This is a genomic window from Parabacteroides sp. AM58-2XD, from assembly GCF_003463685.1.
Lineage (GTDB): Bacteria > Bacteroidota > Bacteroidia > Bacteroidales > Tannerellaceae > Parabacteroides > Parabacteroides segnis.
Genome location: NZ_QSDP01000117.1, coordinates 1 through 19979, shown reverse-complemented (window position 1 = coordinate 19979; position 19979 = coordinate 1). Strand labels below are relative to the sequence as shown.

The 19979-nt window shown below is 43.0% G+C and carries 19 protein-coding genes, 1 tRNA gene and 1 pseudogene; 12 read left to right on the top strand and 9 right to left on the bottom strand.

The genetic code is table 11. The features are described from left to right. Both DXA15_RS21345 and DXA15_RS21340 read left to right on the top strand, forming a co-directional pair. A partial coding sequence (locus tag DXA15_RS21345) for a hypothetical protein (protein ID WP_128135369.1) occupies positions 1–386 on the top strand: 386 nt, incomplete at its 5' end. 9 nt (positions 387–395) lie between these two features. Further along, positions 396–1136, top strand: coding sequence for an NERD domain-containing protein (locus DXA15_RS21340; RefSeq protein WP_004291349.1), 741 nt, complete (start codon positions 396–398; stop codon positions 1134–1136). Between the two features lie 25 nt (positions 1137–1161). Here the strand turns inward: DXA15_RS21340 and DXA15_RS21335 are convergent, their stop codons facing one another. Together DXA15_RS21335 and DXA15_RS21330 are read right to left on the bottom strand one after the other, a co-directional pair. Then, on the bottom strand, positions 1162–1971 hold the full coding sequence (locus DXA15_RS21335) for a Fic family protein (RefSeq protein WP_004291350.1): 810 nt from the start codon (positions 1969–1971) through the stop codon (positions 1162–1164). A gap of 175 nt (positions 1972–2146) precedes the next feature. Next, positions 2147–2230, bottom strand: a tRNA-Leu gene (locus DXA15_RS21330). A gap of 175 nt (positions 2231–2405) precedes the next feature. Between DXA15_RS21330 and DXA15_RS21325 the strand changes: the two genes are divergently transcribed. Next, positions 2406–3488: a mannose-1-phosphate guanylyltransferase gene (locus DXA15_RS21325; RefSeq protein ID WP_128135368.1), complete on the top strand. Its 1083-nt coding sequence runs from the start codon at positions 2406–2408 to the stop codon at positions 3486–3488. On the opposite strand, the pseudogene DXA15_RS21320 reads toward DXA15_RS21325, so the two are convergent. The 5 genes and pseudogenes from DXA15_RS21320 to aroQ form a co-directional block, all read right to left on the bottom strand. Further along, positions 3481–4703 (bottom strand): annotated as a pseudogene (locus tag DXA15_RS21320) (ABC transporter permease). The gene DXA15_RS21325 and the pseudogene DXA15_RS21320 sit on opposite strands and share 8 nt — an antisense overlap. Before the next feature lie 12 nt (positions 4704–4715). Beyond that, positions 4716–5051: a 30S ribosome-binding factor RbfA gene (gene rbfA, locus DXA15_RS21315; protein WP_010800893.1), complete on the bottom strand. Its 336-nt coding sequence runs from the start codon at positions 5049–5051 to the stop codon at positions 4716–4718. Between the two features lie 12 nt (positions 5052–5063). After that, positions 5064–5690 carry an O-methyltransferase gene (locus DXA15_RS21310; protein WP_128135367.1) on the bottom strand — a complete coding sequence of 209 codons (627 nt, stop codon included), beginning with the start codon at positions 5688–5690 and terminating at the stop codon, positions 5064–5066. 95 nt (positions 5691–5785) lie between these two features. After that, positions 5786–7237: a pyruvate kinase gene (gene pyk, locus DXA15_RS21305; RefSeq protein ID WP_128135366.1), complete on the bottom strand. Its 1452-nt coding sequence runs from the start codon at positions 7235–7237 to the stop codon at positions 5786–5788. A gap of 33 nt (positions 7238–7270) precedes the next feature. Beyond that, on the bottom strand, positions 7271–7708 hold the full coding sequence (gene aroQ / locus DXA15_RS21300) for a type II 3-dehydroquinate dehydratase (RefSeq protein WP_128135365.1): 438 nt from the start codon (positions 7706–7708) through the stop codon (positions 7271–7273). 99 nt (positions 7709–7807) lie between these two features. Between aroQ and xerD the strand changes: the two genes are divergently transcribed. Next, complete coding sequence (gene xerD / locus DXA15_RS21295; protein ID WP_128135364.1) at positions 7808–8713, top strand: site-specific tyrosine recombinase XerD; 906 nt, start codon at positions 7808–7810, stop codon at positions 8711–8713. 30 nt (positions 8714–8743) lie between these two features. On the opposite strand, the gene DXA15_RS21290 is transcribed toward xerD, so the two are convergent. Further along, entirely contained in the window at positions 8744–10732 is a 1989-nt protein-coding gene (locus tag DXA15_RS21290) for a DUF4954 family protein (RefSeq protein ID WP_128135363.1), read from the bottom strand. Positions 10733–10760: 28 nt separating this feature from the next. Then, a complete protein-coding gene (gene hflX / locus DXA15_RS21285; protein ID WP_009860038.1) occupies positions 10761–11972 on the bottom strand; it encodes a GTPase HflX in 1212 nt (403 codons plus the stop codon). A 70-nt stretch (positions 11973–12042) separates the two neighbouring features. Between hflX and DXA15_RS27170 the strand changes: the two genes are divergently transcribed. The 8 genes from DXA15_RS27170 to DXA15_RS21255 all read left to right on the top strand — a co-directional run bounded on the left by DXA15_RS27170 (position 12043) and on the right by DXA15_RS21255 (position 19775). Continuing rightward, positions 12043–12882 (top strand): hypothetical protein, encoded by an 840-nt coding sequence (locus DXA15_RS27170; RefSeq protein WP_233567510.1) that lies wholly within the window; start codon positions 12043–12045, stop codon positions 12880–12882. Between the two features lie 14 nt (positions 12883–12896). Further along, a complete protein-coding gene (locus DXA15_RS27165) occupies positions 12897–13820 on the top strand; it encodes a T9SS type A sorting domain-containing protein (RefSeq protein WP_233567509.1) in 924 nt (307 codons plus the stop codon). Between the two features lie 51 nt (positions 13821–13871). Further along, positions 13872–14093, top strand: a complete 222-nt coding sequence (locus DXA15_RS21275; protein WP_009860036.1) for a hypothetical protein — start codon at positions 13872–13874, stop codon at positions 14091–14093. Between the two features lie 155 nt (positions 14094–14248). Next, positions 14249–14611, top strand: coding sequence for a BlaI/MecI/CopY family transcriptional regulator (locus tag DXA15_RS21270; protein ID WP_009860035.1), 363 nt, complete (start codon positions 14249–14251; stop codon positions 14609–14611). Positions 14612–14632: 21 nt separating this feature from the next. Beyond that, positions 14633–16627 (top strand): M56 family metallopeptidase, encoded by a 1995-nt coding sequence (locus tag DXA15_RS21265; protein WP_128135362.1) that lies wholly within the window; start codon positions 14633–14635, stop codon positions 16625–16627. A 19-nt stretch (positions 16628–16646) separates the two neighbouring features. After that, complete coding sequence (locus DXA15_RS27160; protein ID WP_233567508.1) at positions 16647–17435, top strand: tetratricopeptide repeat protein; 789 nt, start codon at positions 16647–16649, stop codon at positions 17433–17435. After that, positions 17399–18226, top strand: a complete 828-nt coding sequence (locus DXA15_RS27155; protein ID WP_233567507.1) for a hypothetical protein — start codon at positions 17399–17401, stop codon at positions 18224–18226. Before DXA15_RS27160 ends, DXA15_RS27155 begins: the two co-directional genes overlap by 37 nt. Before the next feature lie 16 nt (positions 18227–18242). Next, complete coding sequence (locus DXA15_RS21255; RefSeq protein WP_233567506.1) at positions 18243–19775, top strand: lipopolysaccharide assembly protein LapB; 1533 nt, start codon at positions 18243–18245, stop codon at positions 19773–19775. The last annotated feature ends 204 nt before the right edge of the window (positions 19776–19979 follow it).

The window sequence follows — 19979 nt, the reverse complement described above, 5'->3', positions numbered from 1 at the left end:
AAAATGAAAGTTCCATTTCACATACCAAAACAGTTAATGATTCTACTTTGATTAAAATACATGCTATTGTAGAAGATATAGATTTTCGTATGCATGGACTTGATAGATACAAACTATATCCAACAGAAAATATATATAATTTTCTGCAATTAGATACAATGACAGGGAAAATAGAAATTGTACAATGGTCTTTGGATGATGATAAAGAAGGTTCTGCAACCCTTAATAACGAAGACCTATCTCTTGGTACAGGCTGTGGAACATTTGAATTATATCCAACAAAAAATATATATCAATTTCTTTTGTTAGATAAAGTAACAGGAAGAAGATGGCATGTTCAATGGGGATTTGAATCAAGTAAAAGATGGATAAAAAGAATCTATTAAATCAGTAATATGCATATTGCCATCACCGTTATCTTTTTTGCAGTGGTAATCTTTATTAAATTGAAGATGCCAATGTGGAAAGGCAAGTATTCTGAAAAACTTGTGAATAACAAGATTCAAGAGTTACCAGAAGAGTATGTTGTTTTTAATGATTTACTATTCGAAAGTAACGGATATTCAACACAAATTGACCATATTGTAGTTTCACCTTATGGTGTCTTTGTAATTGAAACAAAGGGATATAAAGGTTGGATTTTGGGCAGAGAGAACGGTGAATACTGGACGCAAACCATCTATAAAAGTAAACATCAATTTTACAATCCGATAAAACAAAACGCTGGACATGTAAGATTTTTGCATCATTTGCTCAAATGTTCAACGGATATACTTTTTATTCCAATTGTCGTTTTCAATAACAGTGCGGAATTAAAAGTGCATGCTGACAATAACATAGTTGTAAACAGATATAATCTAAAACGTGCTATATTACAATACAGAACTGCTGTTCTTAATCAGGAGACCATAAATTGGATAATACAGACAATTAACCAGAATCGCATAATCGCTGATAAAGAGAAACTAAAACAGCATAAGCATAACGCAAAGGCTCGGCAATACAGAAGTTCACGCCTAATAAATCAAGGTGTTTGTCCTCAATGCGGAGGACATCTCATTTTGAGGAAAGGCAAGTACGGCACTTTCTATGGATGTTCAAACTTTCCCACATGCAAGTTTACCATAAACTCATAAATAGCAATCCTTGTTTTATATAGTATCAGAACATAAAACTAAACCCTTTCTTTCGTGATACATTGAATCGTTCAATTTCTATAGAAAGTGATTTCTTCAACTGCCTTGCCATAAAGTCCAAAAACGGCTGATTAGTTTCTTCATTCTGACATTGGCGCAGGGAAAGAATATATTCTTCTCTATCTTCTTTAAATATTTTGGTCGGAAAAAGGTGATAGCAAAATTGGATGTAGTTCATCAGTAATCGAGCCGTTCTTCCGTTGCCATCCACCCACGGATGAATAGTTACTAAATTAAGGTGGGCATTAAAGCTCAATTCGTATTGTTCTCGAAGTGTTCCCATTTTTTTTTGCTTCTCTTGAAGAATCGCACAAAGTTCATCCACCTTAGCAGGAACTTTCAAATAGTTCATATAAGAATGTCCACCAACACCAGCCGTAACACCACATAGACGGAACTCTCCTTTAGAAGAATCAAAAGAGCCGCCCAACACACTGTGAACGCTGCCAGTAGTACGCATCAACATTGCATTCAACCTTTTCAGAAAAGCAGGAGTTATAGGTACAAGACTGCCTGATTCAGTTTTGGCAAGTTCATACGCTTGCTTCAAATCTTCATTCATCAGATGATGCACAAGCGGTTTCCCTTTCGCTGTTACTCCCTCGTCAAAGAGAAGCTGCGTATCAAGTTCGGTCAACGTTGAGCCTTCTATGGCTGTGGAATGGGTAATGAGAGAATAAAGGTAGTACTTGTCATAGTCCACCGCTTCACTGATACCAAGTTTTTGAAACTTCTGGTACAACAGTTCTATTTCTTGCCAAACACCTTGTTCCATTACTTTTATTTAATAGGCTTTATTTCTTTTCAAAGGTAACTTATTTACTACGTTCAACCAAAAGAAATAATGACTTACTGCTATATTTTTTGCACGTGTGGGGAAAATGTGGGGAAAATTCAAGCAAAAGAAAAAGCTAAGTATTGGATTATCAAATACTTAGCTTTCTTTCTTGTACCCAGAGCCGGGATCGAACCGGCATGGAAGTGAATCCACTGGTGTTTGAGACCAGCGCGTCTACCAATTCCGCCATCTGGGCATTTGTTTTTTTCTAATGCGTTGCAAAGGTACGCATATTTTTTATTTGTGCAAGCGTTCAGCGATTTTTTTTCAAATTATCTATAGCTTTCGGGGAATAATATAAGATAGGAGAATAAATCCCGGATTATTTCGTTAACTTTGTAAGAGTATAATTAAAAAACAACCTGTGTATCATGAAAGATAATTATTGCGTTATCATGGGTGGAGGGATTGGCAGTCGCTTCTGGCCTTTTAGCAGAGAAAGTTATCCAAAACAATTCTTAGATTTTTTCGGAACAGGACGTTCTCTGTTGCAAATGACTTTCGATCGTTTTTCCAAAATCATCCCGGTAGAAAATATTTTTATCGTTACTAACGAAGCTTACGCCGACTTGATTAAAGAACAGTTGCCCGAATTGAAAGAAAACCAGATCCTGCTGGAACCGGCACGTAGAAATACAGCTCCTTGTATTGCTTACGCTGCTTACCATATAAGAGCATGTAATCCGAATGCCAATATTGTTGTTGCTCCTTCCGATCATCTGATCCTGAAAGAAGATATATTTTTGAAAGACGTTCAGAAAGGATTGGATTTTGTAAAGAACAATAATGCATTGGTTACGTTGGGTATCAAACCGAGCCGTCCTGAAACAGGTTATGGTTATATCCAGAGTAGCGATTCCATGCTGGGAGAATTTACCAAGGTGAAGACTTTCACGGAAAAACCGAATCTGGAACTGGCAAAAGTCTTTTATGAAAGCGGTGAGTTTTTCTGGAACTCTGGTCTGTTCCTGTGGAACGTAAATACAATACTGGAAGCTTTTGCCAAATATCTTCCGGATATTGCCGTTCGGTTTGACTTGGGTAAGGATAAGTTCAATACAGAAAACGAACATGAGTTTATTCATGAGAACTTTCCTTATTGCCTGAAGATTTCCATCGACTACGGTATTATGGAGAAGGCGGATAATGTGTATATGTTGTGCACTGATTTCGGTTGGGCAGACTTGGGTACCTGGGGTTCCTTGTTTGATTTGGCTCCGAAAGATGAAAATAATAATGCTGTGTTGAAGAATAGTAATGCATTGCTTTATGAAAGTTCAGGAAATGTAATAGCCGTAGGTAATTCAAAAAGACTGGCTGTGATTCAGGGTGTTGAAGATTGCATCGTGGCTGAATCGGGAAATGTATTGCTTATCTGCAAAAAAGATGACGAACAGCGTATCAAGCAGTTTGTGGCAGATGCACAGATAAAATACGGGAAAGAATTTAATTAAACCATTTCTTTCCCAGATAATGTACGGGATACCAGGCGGCCATGAATCCAATGGCCGCTACCGTAATAAATGCAATCAGGGCATCTGTGAACATCACCCGCACCGGATATGCGTCGATAATAAAGGCGCCGGCTGTTTGTCCCAATTTAATCAATCCGAATTGCCGCTGTAAAAAACACAATGCCAGACCTATCACAATCCCTATCAGGGCTCCGAATCCGGAGATCATCCAGCCTTCAAATAGAAATATACGACGGATAAGTTTATTGTCAGCTCCCATATTCCGAAGGTATGTACGTCATCTTTCTTTTCTATCATCAGCATAGACAGCGAACCGACTACGTTGAACAAGGCGATTGTCAGAATGAATGAAAGTATCAGGTAAGTGATCCATTTCTCTACCTGCATCATTTTGAAGGACGCTTCCTGTTGTTCGTAACGGTCTTGTATGATAAACCGGTCACCCAGGATAGCTTTGAGCTGTTTTTTGACTGAAGAGATATTGGCTCCGTCAGCAATTTTCAGTTCGATGGAGGTGACTTCCTTGTCATATTTGAATAATTCACGTACCAGTGAAAGGGGGAGTATCATGTATCCTTCGTCGTATACCTGCTGGTTAATCATGAAAACTCCGCCTATGTAGGCATATTCCTGACTGAATGAAGAAGCCGGGTTGGATAAATTGACCTTTTCATTCCGTTTGGGGACATAAATTTCAAGCGGAGAAGCGAATCCCGGTTTGGCACCCAGTTTGGATGACAGTCCGACCCCGAGGATGGCATAATCAGTAACTTCGTCTTTCAGGATGAAGCTGCCGTCTATCAGTACACTGTCTATCTGGGTCAGATGGCTGAAGTTGTCGTCCACCCCTTTGATTATTGCCACATCCTGGCGGTCGTGATAGCGTATCAATGCATTATCCTGAAGAACCTCTCCGAAATAAGCAATATCGGGCAGTTGTTTTACCTGTTGGAATTCGGCAGTTGTCGGGTCGAACACTTTCCCGGTGCGGGGAGAAATCTTCAACTCCGGGTCGAAACTGCTGAACATGTCTGCTACCAGGTCATTGAACCCGTTATAGACCGACAGTGCACAAACAACTGCGGTGGTAGCAATGACTACACCGCAGACACATACCATCGAAATAATATTGATGGCATTGTGGGATTTCTTCGAAAAGAGGTACCGCCGGGCTATATAAAACGAAAGGTTCAACGCTTGATTCTCTTATTTCTGTAACAGTTTGTCAATGTTTTCAATATAATCCAGCGAATCGTCAATGAAGAAACTCAGTTCCGGGATGATGCGAACCTGTTTTCCTATACGTTTGCCCAAATCGAAACGGATCGCTTTGGTATTTGCACGGATCGATTCCAGTAACTCTTTCCCTTTTTCGGAAGGGAAGATACTCAGGTATGCTTTGGCAACGCCCAGGTCGGGGCTGACGCGTACCGCACTTACAGAAATCAATATACCCGGCATTCCCTGGGTCTGTTTCTGGAAAATGTCGCCCAATTCTTTCTGGATCAGACGACCTATCTTGTTCAGTCTTGTACTTTCCATATCGTTATCAATTTATTTTTTCCATATCATTGTCAGACCGTCACGAAGCGGAAGGATCACTTTCTCCACCCGGGGGTCTTCTTTTATTTTATCATTAAAACTAAGTATTCCGATGGTTTGTTTATCTGACGGGTGAGGTTTTTCCAAAACTTTACCATCCCACAGGGTGTTATCGGCCAGAATCAGGCCTCCCGGACGCACTTTGGGAAATACCAGATCGTAATAGTCGGAATACAAGCGTTTGTCGGCATCGATAAATACCAGGTCGAATGTTTCGTCCAGTTCCGGTATGATTTTCATCGCATCGCCTATATGCAGCTTTATTTTATCTTTCAGGGGAGAGCGTGAGAGATATTTCATGATGAAATCCTCCATTTCATCATTGATCTCGAGTGTATGGATCAGGGCGTTGTCTTCGGTTCCTTCGGCCAGACAGAGTGTGGCGTAACCGGTGTAAGTCCCTATTTCCAGTACACGGCGGGGGCGAAGCATGCGACAAAACATTTTCAGTATCCGTCCTTGCAGATGGCCGGACAGCATACGGGGACGCAGCAGGTTTACATTGGCATCGCGGTTCAACGCGGATAACAATGCGCCTTCTTCGTCGCTGTGATTGAGAATGTATTCGTCTAATGTCATTTAAATAAAGAATGTTTATGCTTCAAATATACGAAAAAAGATGTAGCAAAAGCGTTTTACCGACTTTTGCGACACCTTTTCCTGTTTTATTTTATTTATTCCTTAAAGGTCGGGAGTGAATATTTACTTCCGGCATCCAACACTTTTCCGACGTTGTTGATTTCGAGGAATGTCGTGCCGCCACCTTCACCGAAGCTGCCGCTCAGGTAAGCAACCATGTCGTTACGGGTGATACGTCCGCTCTTAATCAATTCGTTCAGTGCGCTGTAGAAATAACCGCGACGGCTGTCATCCCACGGCTGATATACGGCCCATACGCCATATGACAGAGAAAGCATGCGGGTTACACGCGGGTTATAGCAGATGGCGAACACCGTTGATGTACCACGGAAAGCTGCCAGGTATCGGGCTGTGCGTCCGGTGTGGCTGTCGGTGATGATTGCCTTTACATGTAGCTTGTTGGAAGATTTTACCGCCTGTTTTGCCAGGAATGAAGTAACATCCAGGTCGTTACCTTCGATAGGTACACGGATGTCGTTGGCGGCTAGCTTGGTCTTTTCAGCTTCGCGAGCAACTTTGGTCATTGTCTGGACTGCTTCCAGCGGATATTTACCGTAAGCTGTTTCACCGCTAAGCATCAATGCGTCTGTGCGGTAATAGATTGCGTTGGCAATATCGGTTACTTCCGCACGGGTAGGACGCGGATTCTTAATCATGGAGTGAAGCATCTGGGTCGCAACGATCACCGGCTTTTTCACTTCCACGCATTTGCGGATCAACACACGCTGGATTCCCGGAATCTTTTCGGCCGGAACTTCGATGCCCAGGTCACCGCGGGCGATCATGATACCGTAAGCTACTTCCAGGATTTCGTCGATATTGTCGACACCTTCCTGGTTTTCGATCTTGGCAATGATCTTGATCGGACTTTTATGTTCGTCCAGGATCTGTTGTATATCCAATACATCCTGTTTGTTTCTTACGAAAGAGTGAGCAATGAAATCCAGTTCGTTTTCAATCGCCCAAAGAATATTTTTACGGTCTTTTTCTGTCAGTGAGGGGAGGTTGATGCGTACACCGGGGACGTTCACGCTTTTGCGGCTTCCTAATGTCGCGTCGTTCTGCACTTCACAGAGCAGATAATCATCCTGTTTCTCGATGACTTTCAGTTCCAGGTCTCCATCGTCGATCAGGATATCGCTGCCGATATTCAGGTCGCCGACAAAGTTTCTGTATGAAACATAAATGCAATCACGGGTTGTCTCTTTTTCCGGATCACCGATTATCTTAACGGTGTCGCCGGTTGTAAAAGGTATTGGCTCTTTTGCCGTAGTGGTACGTACTTCCGGGCCTTTGGTATCCATCAATATACCGATGCGGTCGGATACTTCGCGTACATTTGTAACAACACGGTTTAAACCTTCTTCCATCATGTGGGCCGTATTCAGGCGCACAACATTCATTCCTGCATTGTACAGTGAGCGGACAAATTCCACATCACAACGTTGATCAGAAATTGTAGCAACAATCTTCGTATGCTTTAACATATACCTTAAATATTATAACCTATTATTTACTTTTTAGTCGTTGGCAGTTGGTTGCTGCATAAGCGCTTCGAGCGCCAGCCGGTATGAATCCAGACCGAATCCCAGTATAACCCCTTTGCAGGCAGCAGAGATCATCGATACATGACGGAATGATTCGCGTGCATGTACATTTGAAATATGTACTTCTATAACCGGGGTAGTCACTGCTTTTATGGCGTCGTGTAATGCGATGGATGTATGTGTATATGCTCCCGCATTCATTATAATACCATCGTATTCAAAACCCGTTTCATGGATTTTGTTGATCATCTCACCTTCTATATTACTTTGAAAGTAAGCTATTTCGCATTGAGGATACCGGGCGCGTAATTCGTCCAGATAACCTTCAAAAGAAGCATTACCATATACTGTTGGTTCGCGTTTGCCCAACAGGTTAAGATTAGGACCGTTAATAATCTGAATCTTCTTCATTTGCTGTAACTTTATTACCTTTGCACCACCTGGTACGGGCTGAAAATATCCGGCAAAGGTAATGATTTTATTTGATACATACATAATTGCCTGTGTACAATGCAACAAGGAAATAATATAATCGACAAATATAAGACCTGGCTCCGGCTGGAAAAGTCTCTATCTGCCAATTCGATAGAAGCTTACCTGACCGACCTGGACAAACTCATTCGCTTCGTGGAAAGTGAAGGGAAAGACTTTGCTACGATCTCTTATCAGGATTTACAGCAGTTTGTAGCCCAGTTGCGTGATATAGGAATCCATCCGCGTTCGCAGGCCCGCATCATATCCGGTATAAAATCGTTCTACCGCTTTCTTTTACTCGACGAGTATATAACAGCCGATCCGACGGAATTGTTGGAATCGCCCAAGATCGGATTGAAGCTGCCCGAAGTATTGACGGTCAATGAGATAAATGATATATTGGATACGATAGACCTTTCTTTGCCGGAAGGGCAGCGCAATCGGGCTATGCTGGAGGTGTTGTATAGTTGCGGCCTGCGTGTTTCCGAGTTGATATCTTTGCGTTATTCGGATGTTTATTTTGATGAAGGTTTTATCAGGGTGGAAGGTAAAGGGAGCAAGCAACGCCTGGTTCCGATTTCTGAGACGGCTATCCGGGAGATAAAGAATTATCTGCTGGACCGTAACCGGATGGTGGTGAAAAAAGGATTCGAAGATATTTTATTCCTGAGTCGCCGGGGCACGACTCTATCCCGTATCATGGTTTTTCATATTATCAAGCAGCAGACGGAGATGGCGGGTGTTCATAAAAATGTCAGTCCGCATACGTTCCGACATTCTTTTGCGACCCATTTGCTGGAAGGCGGTGCCAACCTGCGGGCCATCCAGGAGATGCTGGGACATGAGAAGATAACGACTACCGAGATTTATACACATATCGACCGGCAGTTTCTCCGGAAGGAAATACTGGAACACCATCCCCGGAGCCGTCGGCGGGAATGAGATGTATCATATATTATGATACGGATCTTATTATATTAGCTTTTCTATCCTTCCGATCAGCTCATCTCCCAGTGCCCGTTTGGTGCTGATATGTTCTTTTACGGCTGTGACGAACGGGTTTTGTTCGAAAGCACCGCGTACGACTTCGAAGTCCTCTTCTTTTTCTTTGCGTGTGCCGTCTACGCCGAAGCCGGTCATTGAAGTAAGGGAGAACTCCTTGCGGGCATCTTTGTAAAGCATCTCGTCCAGACCGATGACGGATGATTTCCAGAGTTCAACCAGTTCGATGATCTTTCCGGGGGTGATCTCACCTAGCTTGATTCCGTAGTATTCTTCTATTTTCTGATAGGCCCATGTCCATTCTATTTCATAATATGAATTATGTTGGTACTGGAAGAAGGCATTAATCTTTTCCAAAGAATTTATCCGGTGGCTCTCGATATCTTCTATCAAACCATTTAATTGATCTTTCGGAAGGATCAGTCCGGACAGGTCAACCCATTCGCCGGTTCCTTCTTTGGCGGTTGGGGTCAGTTGTTTGCGGACTTCTTCTATGTTCTGGAACTGTGTGCCTTCCAGTCTTTTTATCAGAGAATTACCGAGAAATTTATTAATTGCCATTCCGTATAGTTTCAGTGCATTTTGTAAAGAAGAGCCTTTAATACGGGCATTCTGATAGTAATATATTTCGGAAGTTTCTCCGACAAGGCTTTGTAGATTCTTTAAGATACCGACTGCTTTTATCATTTTCTGGATGGTGTAGGGACTCAACAGGTTGTAGTTGATCATATCCAGTTTGTTCGTGTCGGTCCGTTTATCACGTCTCGGCCATTTCTGAGCGTCACGGATGGTACCGACACTTCGCAGATTGATGCCCGGCACCAGATAAGTCTCGTCGTCTTTTTCAATCAGATAGGAGAAAGGCATATCGGACGTGTCGCTGTGATGGTGATGGCGGCCCATGATTAATGAAAAAGCACCGATACGTGCCGGCCAAAGTATATAAGAGTCGCTGGTCGTCTTGGACCCTCTTTCAACAATACCCTGGTGAATCGGTCCGAGCTTATACATATGATTGCTTTGGTTCGAACCACTTCCGGCGTTCAGGAACGAATACATGCCGGCAATCAGGAGGCTACTCTTGTGCATGGATACCGTGAACGGTCCGGCGAAGATGGCACAGGCCTCTCCGTTTTCAAAAGAACAGTTGCTGAATAGCAGGGAGTCGTGTGCCGAAAAATTATGTGTCACATGGCAGGCTTGTCCGATGAAGCAACGGATGATCTTTGCCGCATCGGCAATGACTGCCCCTGATGAGATGATAAAATCCTGGGCGATCACGCTGTCACCGATATATACAGGGGCTTCTTTATTACTGTTCACTGTCCCGTTTTCCAAGCGTGTACAGTTCTCGATGGTAGCGTGTTGGCCTATGTTTACATTACGGATTGTCCCGGCATTGATTATCTTTACGTTCTCTCCGATCGTCCCGTAGTCGGAGGTGATGCTTTTGGTATAATCTGCAATCATTTCCTGTAGCCGTTCGATCAGTATCGGACGGTGGCGGTAAAGTGCGATTACATAAGCCAATGGGGCGGAAAGCTGATTGTAGATGGGGACTTCGCGGCCTCCGGTTTCGTTCAGCACTGAAACCTGTACGTTGTTGCCGAACGTACTTTCTCCTTCCACGACCATCACGTTGACATTCTCTATATAGCAGTTGTCTTTGATACGGTAGTTGGCAATGTAATTGTGGGTGTTCTCGATCAGGATATTATCGCCCAGCATGCAATTATGCAGTGTTGTATTTCTGAGTCCGCTATGTTTTCTTATTCCACCGGGGAGGGTGAACTCTTTCTCGAAATGTCCTAAAATAACTGTGCCTGAGAAATGTACATGATGGATATATCTGGTCTCGAAGGATAAAGGGACTAGCACCTGTCCCCAGTTTTCGGCATAACAACCCTGAGATTGCAATACCGCAATCTCTTCGGGTTGTAGGTTTCTGATTTTTTCCATTGGTCAACTTGTTTGTATTTCTATTGCTTTATTCTTCGTCGTATTGCTGGAAGAGAAAGTCATTGTATGGGAAACGGGTGATATGTATCTGTTTTACCCGTTCATATAACAATGCTTTCAACGCATCTATGTTGGTACGTTCCTTGGCGGAGATAAAGATGCAGTTATCCTGCAACTTATTCATCCAGGTGCGTTTCAGCTCGTCCAGGTCGATATTTTCCCGTTTTCGCGGAGTCAGGTCGTCTTCGTCTTTCGGGACGAAGGTGAATGCGTCGATTTTGTTGAAGACCATGATCATCGGCTTTTCGGTCTTGTCGATTTCAGCCAGGGTCTTGTTCACCACTTCGATCTGTTCCTCAAAAGTCGGGTGGGAGATATCTACCACATGAACCAGCAGGTCGGCTTCGCGCACTTCGTCGAGGGTCGATTTGAACGATTCGACCAGTTCGGTGGGCAATTTGCGGATAAAACCAACAGTGTCTGACAACAGGAACGGCAGGTTTTCAACGATTACCTTTCTTACTGTCGTGTCGAGTGTGGCGAACAGCTTGTTTTCGGCAAACACATCGCTTTTGCTCAGTTGGTTCATCAATGTTGATTTACCGACATTGGTGTATCCGACCAGGGCGACGCGGACCATCTTGCCACGGTTTTTCCGTTGCACGCTCTTTTGCTTGTCGATATCCACCAGGTCACGTTTCAGCTTGGCTATTTTATCCAGGATGATACGCTTATCGGTTTCCAGCTGGGTTTCACCCGGGCCACGCATGCCGACACCGCCACGCTGACGTTCCAGGTGAGTCCACAGACGGGTCAGGCGAGGCAACATATATTTGTATTGTGCCAACTCGACTTGCGTCTTTGCGTTGGCAGTCTGTGCACGACTGGCGAATATATCGAGGATCAGGCTGGTACGGTCGAGTATTTTCACCTGAAGTTCTTTTTCGATATTGCGAAGCTGTTTAGGCGAGAGTTCGTCGTCGAAAATAACCAGTCCGATTTCATTTTCGATCACGTACTCTTTTATCTCCTGTAGTTTACCGGTTCCGACAAATGTGACGGGATTCGGGTAGTCCAGTTTCTGATAAAACTTTTTGACGGCTTCGGCTCCGGCCGTATCGGCAAGAAATGCCAGTTCGTCCAGATATTCTTTAACTTTCTGTTCGTTTTGCTCGGGGGTAATCAAACCAACGAGCACCGCTTTTTCTGTCAGTGCTTCTGATATAATAAATTCTTTCATGCGGCAAAGATAATCATTTCAATTATTTCTTTATATTTGCAAACACAATAACGACTAAAATAGTTTAGCTATGAAAAAGAAACATTTACGTATGTTTCGGCATATTCTTGCCGGAACTATGGTTCTAACAAGTATGGTGTCTGTTCAGGCACAGGTAACAAATCCCGAAACATGGAGCAGTTTTGTAGAAAGTGGTGCGAATCCGTCGGTGGTGGATACGTTTCGCTGGCAGTTGTTCACATCGTCGGAGCGTAATAACTGGAGTTATACTCTTGGTGATGGTGCAATCATATCTAATGATCAGAAAACGTTGAAAATGCCCTTGTCTTCCTCTGTCATTTTTGAGAAAAATTTATTGTCATGTTATAAGAATGTATATATAGTTGTGGGGATTACGGTTCATTCTTTAGTTCCTGGGGATACTTTATATGCCGTATATAGCAATACTTTAGGGGTAAAGCGAAAAGGTATTTTATGTCCTGATCCCAAATATCCCAATCAGTCACATTTTTCCAGAAGGTTGGGGTATGATGCTTATTATTTAGCTCTGACTGCTTCAGATCCTGTCAGTGGTTCTAAAAACGGGTATTTTCAAATTGATAGTGTGTATAGCTACGGCTCAATTCGCCAATATTCTCTTTTCTCCGGAAATGGCAACTGGAATGATACCATTCGTTGGTCTCACCTTCCTCCCTTGCGTCATCGAAGTGCCCTGATCAGTGGTGAGGCAGAAATTAATTCTACCGTGCAGTGTGAGCAGGCCCTGTTGGGTAATGGCAGTCTGCATATTTCAGAAAAAGGCCATTTCATCGTGGATAGGCTTGTTCTCTATAGCACTGACAATCCACTGACAAACACTGACAGAGCGCTGACAACTACTGACAATTCACTGACAGTGCTGGTAAACTGACGGTTAACAAGCAATTGGAAGTCCGTTATACATTCCCGGAAAAAGGTAAATGGTATTTCCTCTCTTTCCCCTTTGATGTTTATCTGAATGATATAGATAAACGTTTTCAGTTGAAAGATAGAACCTTTTCCGGTAAAGGTGATTTTCTGTATGTGCAAGTTTATGACGGGGAGAAGCGTGCCCAAAGCAATGACGCGACAGGTAACTGGACGGTACTTTCCCCGGAGGGATTATCCGATGGTCTTGTCTTTGAAAAAGGAAAAGGTTATCTGGTCGCTTTGGATGCAGCTGCATCCGATAATACGTTGACCTTTTCAACCGCAGGGAACGATATTCCTGAAAGTTTTGGTAAAACGGCATCTGTTCCGATCTATGCGGCATCTGCCGGAAATACGGACAAAGCGCATAAGGGTTGGTATCTTTGTGGGAATCCATTGCCTTCTCCTATCTCATTGTCGCAGATATCAGCAAATCCGGCGCTAGATGGAAATATTTATATATATGATGGAAATGCCTACGAGTCCTATCCGATAGGCAGTGAGTATGTACTTCCTCCTTTCTCGGCTTTCTTTGTCAAAGCATCGGCAGATACGGAGATTAAATTGACGGCTGCTGCATTGTCAACAAATGCAGTTCGTCTGAAAACAGGTTGTCCTTTCTCTGTAGCGGCTACAGAGCCGGAAGAAGTGGCTGTTCATAATTCTGTATTTTCAGGAACAGAGAAGAAATGCTATTTGAAAGGAAAGATACTTTATCTGTCAGATTTGCCGTCGACTGGAACTGTGCGGGTATCTGATTTTACCGGACGTGTGCTGTCTGTTCATTCGATATTACCGGGTTCTTCAACCCTTCCGCTTTCTTTACCGGCAGGATTCTATATAATAAATGTGGAGGCAGGTCATTATCATGCCCAACACAAATGCGTTCTGACCCAATGAAAGAATAAACTATCTTGTATCTTTGTCTGTTCAAAACAATAAAAAAGCCGTATGAAGAAGATTAATATTACAACTGGCGTTCTGGTGATCTATCTGATTGTGATGAGTGTATGGGGATGGCCCGGAAAACAGCCCGATCCGGACTGGGTACAGTATTTCTCGGTGATGGGAGTATCCCTCTTCGTCATTCTCCTGCTGCGCTATCTGCAAGTTAAGCGGATGAAGATGCGGGATAAATGGAAAGAAGAGAATCGGCATTCAACAGAAAAATAGGATATATTTCGTTTAAAACGGGATTTACCGGATACATTGATTTGAACCAAAAGGAAATCGTTTGTATTAATCTTTAATACTTCTTAACTTGTTTCTATTTGCAGGTATACGATAATTTCGTAGATTTGCGATGTAATCGTAAATGAATTAGGATCATGGAAAAATTAACAATGCAGGAAGAAGAAGTAATGCGCTTGATTTGGCAGATTGGGCCTTGTTTCGTTAAAGATATACTGGCTAAGTATGACGATCCGAGGCCGCCTTATACAACACTTGCTTCTATTGTAAAAAATCTGGAACGTAAGAAGTATGTGAAAAACAAACGCTATGGAAATACGTATGAATACACTCCGCTGATCCCGGAGAGTGAATATAAACGTACCTTTATGAGCGGTGTTGTTCGTAACTACTTTGAAGATTCATACAAAGAAATGGTTTCTTTCTTTGCCAAAGATCAGAAGATTTCGGCAGAAGATTTGAAAGACATCATCGATTTGATAGAAAAAGGAAAAGAATAAACCTTTTAACACCTTATTACCATGACACCGGAATTTGCCTACTTTCTGAAGGTGAATGTAGCCTTTGTACTCTTTTACGCCTTCTACCGTCTGCTCTTTTATAAGGACACATTCTTCAAGTTGCGCAGGGCTTCCCTCCTTGCTTTCTTTGGTTTGGCGTTGCTTTATCCATTGTTGAATATTCAGGAATGGGTGAAGGAGCAGGAGCCGATGACGGAGGTGATACAGATTTACTCGGCTATGCTGCCGGAGATGACAGTAACCCCAGAGGTCGTTGTTAAAACAGACTGGAAAGGAATCCTGCTTTCGGCAAGTTCATATATGTACTGGGGTGTCATGGCTCTTTTATTTGTCCGTTTTTTTATTCAGTTAAGCAGTATCCTGCTGCTGGCTTACCGGAGTAGACGGACTGTTATACATGGCGTACCTGTCTACCGGCTAGATAAGCCTGCCGGACCTTTTTCATTCTTCAAAATGATCTTCATACATCCGGAAAGCCATTCGGAGAAAGAGATAGATGAGATACTTACACACGAATGTACCCATGTTTTCCAGTGGCATTCGGTAGATGTGATGATTTGCGAGCTGATTACCGTCATATGTTGGGTGAATCCCTTTGCGTGGCTTTTGAAACGCGAAGTGCGTCATAACCTGGAATACCTGGCAGACAATACCGTTATCCAATCCGGATACGACTGCAAGAGTTATCAGTATCATCTGTTAGGCCTTGCCCATCATTATCAGGCTGCAGCAACATTATATAATAGTTTTAACGTATTACATCTAAAAAACAGAATCAGTATGATGAACAAAAAGAGATCCCACGGGATCGGAAGAACAAAATATCTGATATTCATTCCTCTGGCAGCATTTTTGATGTTGTTGAGCAATATTGAGGCGGTTGCCCGTATTACGGGAGAAATTGCAGCCGAAGCTGTTACCGGAGTAAAGGAAGCGACTGAAATAAGTGTGCTTTCGGAGGATGATGTGAAAGTGTCAGGTCAGGTAATTGACGATTTTAACGGGCCGGTTATCGGTGCGAATGTGATTGTAAAGGGTACTAATGTAGGTACTATTACGGATACGGAAGGTTATTTTGTGCTGGAAACGACCAAGAATGCTGTTCTCCGCTTCTCTTTCCCGGGTATGAAGGCGAAAGAAGTCGCAGTGAAGGATGTACAGGGTAAGTTGAAAGTACAATTGTACTCGGATGGAAGTGCACAGGGATTGCAGTCTGCTCCTCCCCCTCCTCCTATGTCACCTCAGATATCGACAGACCCCTCGGATCTGGTTTTCACAGTCGTGGAAGTGATGCCTGAATTTCCGGGCGGACAAGGTGCCTTACTGCAATTTTTGGCAAAGAGTATTAAATATCCGGTAATTGCTCAGCAAAATGGTATTCAGGGACGTGTAACCTGTTCGTTTGTAGTGGGTAAAGATGGGGTGATCCGGAATATCGAGGTCATTCGCGGGGTTGATCCGTCGCTGGACCTGGAGGCTACCAGGGTAATATCCATGATGCCTAAATGGAAACCGGGTATGCAAAAGGGGAAAGAGGTCAGTGTGAAGTATACGGTGCCGGTGACTTTCCGTTTGCAAGGAAAAGAAGACAATAAACCAACACCTCTTCCTGCTGGAGAGGGCGATAATGAAATCACTGTTGTGGGATATGGCGAACAGAAATCAGCCGATACTTCCGGCCAGGTATTTGCAATAGTGGAAAAGATGCCACAGTTCCCGGGCGGAGAAAAAGCGATCAATGAATTTATTTCAAAGACGTTGCAATATCCGGTCATTGCACAGCAGAATGGCATCCAGGGAAGGGTTGTTTGTTCATTTATTATAAATCAGGATGGTTCGGTCACAGATGCTGAAGTGATCGGTGGCGTTGATCCATCTTTAGATAAGGAAGCGCTGCGTATCGTTAACGCAATGCCTAAATGGATTCCCGGTACTCAACGGGGAAAAGCGGTTCGTGTAAAATATACTATGCCTGTTACTTTCACATTGCAGTAATCACTAAAACATAGAGCAGATGATGCACAAATATACTGTTTTGCTTCTTCTCAGTGTCCTGTCCCTTATGGGGCAGGCACAGAGTCTTTCATTTCAGGAACTACTCAATAAAAAGAAGTTCACAGAAGTGATCGCCCTGGCCGATAGTCTTACTCCGGCAGATTCTGCTGATTATGTTACTATGTCGGCTATCGGCCAGGCTTACGAAGGTGTATTAGAATATAATGAGGCTTACCGGTGTTATCAGCATTGTCTGCAAATGGATACGACAAATGTCGATGCCTTAAGTTCCGTTGCCCGGGTAGCAATGAACCTGGGAAAAGCTTCCGTAGCCCAGGATTGTTTCCGGAAAGTACTCGAAAGCGACAGTACCGATTTTTATGCTAATTATCAATTAGCCCGCCTGTATTCCCAGATCGGCGATTATGAGAATGCCGTGTTGCAGTTCAATGTGTTGCGCGATCAGGATACGACAAAGGTAAATCCTGTTATTTACCGGAATATAGCTGATTGCTACATGAAAATGAATGCTATTCCGGCAGCTACGATCTGCTATTTTCAGGCTTATAATGTTAACCGTGAAAATGCCGGATTGGCCAGTGCTTTGGTGAATTGCCTGTACCGGATGGGAGGTCCGAATATACAGGACGGATTATCCATTTGTGATACGGCGTTGTTTTATAATCCCGGAAATCATGCGTTGCGTCGTAACAAGGCGATGGGTTTTTATATGAATAACAATATGCCCAGGCTGATACGTTATATGGAGAATTGTTTGCAGAAGGCGATACCTCTTTCCTTACATTAAAATATGGAGGTGCTTCGCGTTACCTGGCCGGACGTGCCATGGATGCGATCGATTTGCTGGAATGGGCGTATGGGAAAGATACGACGGATGTAGAAACGAACCTGTTACTGGGAGCTGCTTTAGGTAAAACATATGACCGTAAACGGGCCTTCCTGTTGTTCGATCAGGCAGAAAAGTTGATGCAGCCGAATGAGGCGTTGGTGAATATGTTGCTGACTTCCCGCTCAGAGACTTTATTCAAAGATGGTCGTCAGCGTGAAGCTGAAGGATTGCTTTATAAAGCCTGGCTTGCCAATAAGGATCGGCTGGACTTATTGTTCCGTATTGAACGGGAGTATTCCAACTGGGGACCGGAGTATAAATCGGCAGAAGATTTGGCCAGGGCTTTGTTTGCCAAGGTTACATTCCTGAGAGAATATTTTCTGACAGGAAAGAAATTACAGGGATTCCAGCGGTATCGTTCTATACTGCAATATCTGTATGAAGACGCTTTCTTTACGAATAAGACAGAGCTGGTGATGATTGCCCCGGACAATAAGAAAAGTAAGATATCGGCTGAAGACTTAAAGTCTATAATAGACCGGTTGCCGGATATCTCGCAACTTCCGGAGGTAGAAAGAAAACATTATCAACAGATGGAAGAAGTGTTCAAAAAAAGGAAAGAAAACGGAGTCGGCAGTACAAAATCGGAGCCTCTTGACGAGAACTCGGAAGCGTTTAAAGCAGGAATGAAAGCTGTTCAAAAGTACCTTGATAGTCAAAAGAAAGAGCAGGAAAAGAAATCTGAATAACTAAATAAGTACGGATATGGATAAACGAATCAAGTTGGTGGGGATTTTATTACTCCTCCTTACCTTTTACATCCATGCGTTACAGGCGCAGACGCTGTTCTCTTTGCAAGAGTTGGTGAACAGAAAACAATTTCCGGAAGTGCTGGCTCGGGTAGACAGTCTTACGGCAGCTGATTCGGCTAGCTATACGACTATGTCGGCTATCGGTCAGGCTTATGAGGGGATGTTCCGGTATAAGGAAGCCTATATCTGTTTTCAATATTGTTTGTCAATGGATACAACGAATGTGGATGCTTTGAATGCACTTGCCCGTGCTGCAATTAATTATGGTAAGATTACGGAAGCCAAACGTTGCTATGGAAAAGTGTTGGAATCGGATAGTCTGAATTTTTACGCCAATAATCAGTTGGCACGTCTTTATTATCAGTTGGGTGATTATGATAAATCGATGGATCATTACCGGACTTTAGCATCCTATGAGAGTGATAATCCGACTATTCTGGCCGGCCTGGCGGATTGCCATATGAAAAAAGGCGGTATGAATATGCTGATTGCTTTGGAACTGTATACCCGTGCCATGGAAATCAATCCGGAGAATATCCGTGTGGCCTCTTCCCTGATTAACTCGTTACTATGGAAAGGAGATGGAAAAACAGCTTTACAGGTTTGTGATACCGCCTTGTACTATAATCCTGATAACCGACAGATTCGGCAAAGCCAGGGGATGGCTTTATACATGACTAAAAATTATTTGAAAGCAGATACCGTTTACAGCGGTCTGTTAGCAGAAGGTGATTCGTCTTTTATCAATCTGAAATATGCAGGTGCCTCCCGTTATATGTCCGGCCATGCAATAGATGCCGTGGAACCGTTGGAGTTGGCTTACGAAATAGATTCGACAGACGTGGAAACAGTCTTGTTGTACGGAGCTACATTGGGTAAAACCTATGACCGGAAACGTGCCTATCAATTGTTTGACCAGGCAGAAGAGTGTATGAAACCAAAGAAGTTTTATGTTAATCTATTGGCCTCTTTCAGAGGAAGTACACTCGAACGGGACGGTCGTTTCAATGAAGCAGAGAAAGTCTATTATGAAGCATGGAAGAAAGATCCGACACAGTTGAATTTACTATATGAAATCAATAAGCACTACTGGCTAAGGGAGTCGGAAATGTTTAAGGATGAGAAGTTGTTACAGAAAACCCTTTTCAGTAAATACACTTACATGACTGAAATGATGAAGCGGAAAGAATCTAAAGAGAACTTGTTTGGCTTTCGTTATTTCTTTGAAGACTTATATCAGGAGGCTTTCTTCCGTGATATTACTGAACTCACAATGTTGGCTCCCGATGGTAAAAAGAGTAAACTCTCTATGGCTGATTTGCAAAGCATAATCAAGCAGCTTCCCGAACCCTCTGAACTCGAACGGAAACGTCGTGAAGATATGAAGGCGGCCATAAAGGAATATGAAAAGAAAAACAAGAAAAAAGAAATAGCTGCAAGGGATTCGTCAAATGGCATCAATGTTGAAGGGAAAACTTCTCGATAGAAGGTGTCAATGACACATTCGGTTATGGTGCAAAAGGATATGACTTTTGCCGATGGCTATTGGTTTGTATATGATTATGTTAATCTGTTCTGAAATAATAGTCCGTTAAAAATTCAACATATCGGCTAAGCGGCTTCTGCCACTATGCCAAAGAGTTCTTTGATAAGTTTAGTATTAAAAGTTCTGTTCGGTTTCAGACCGGAC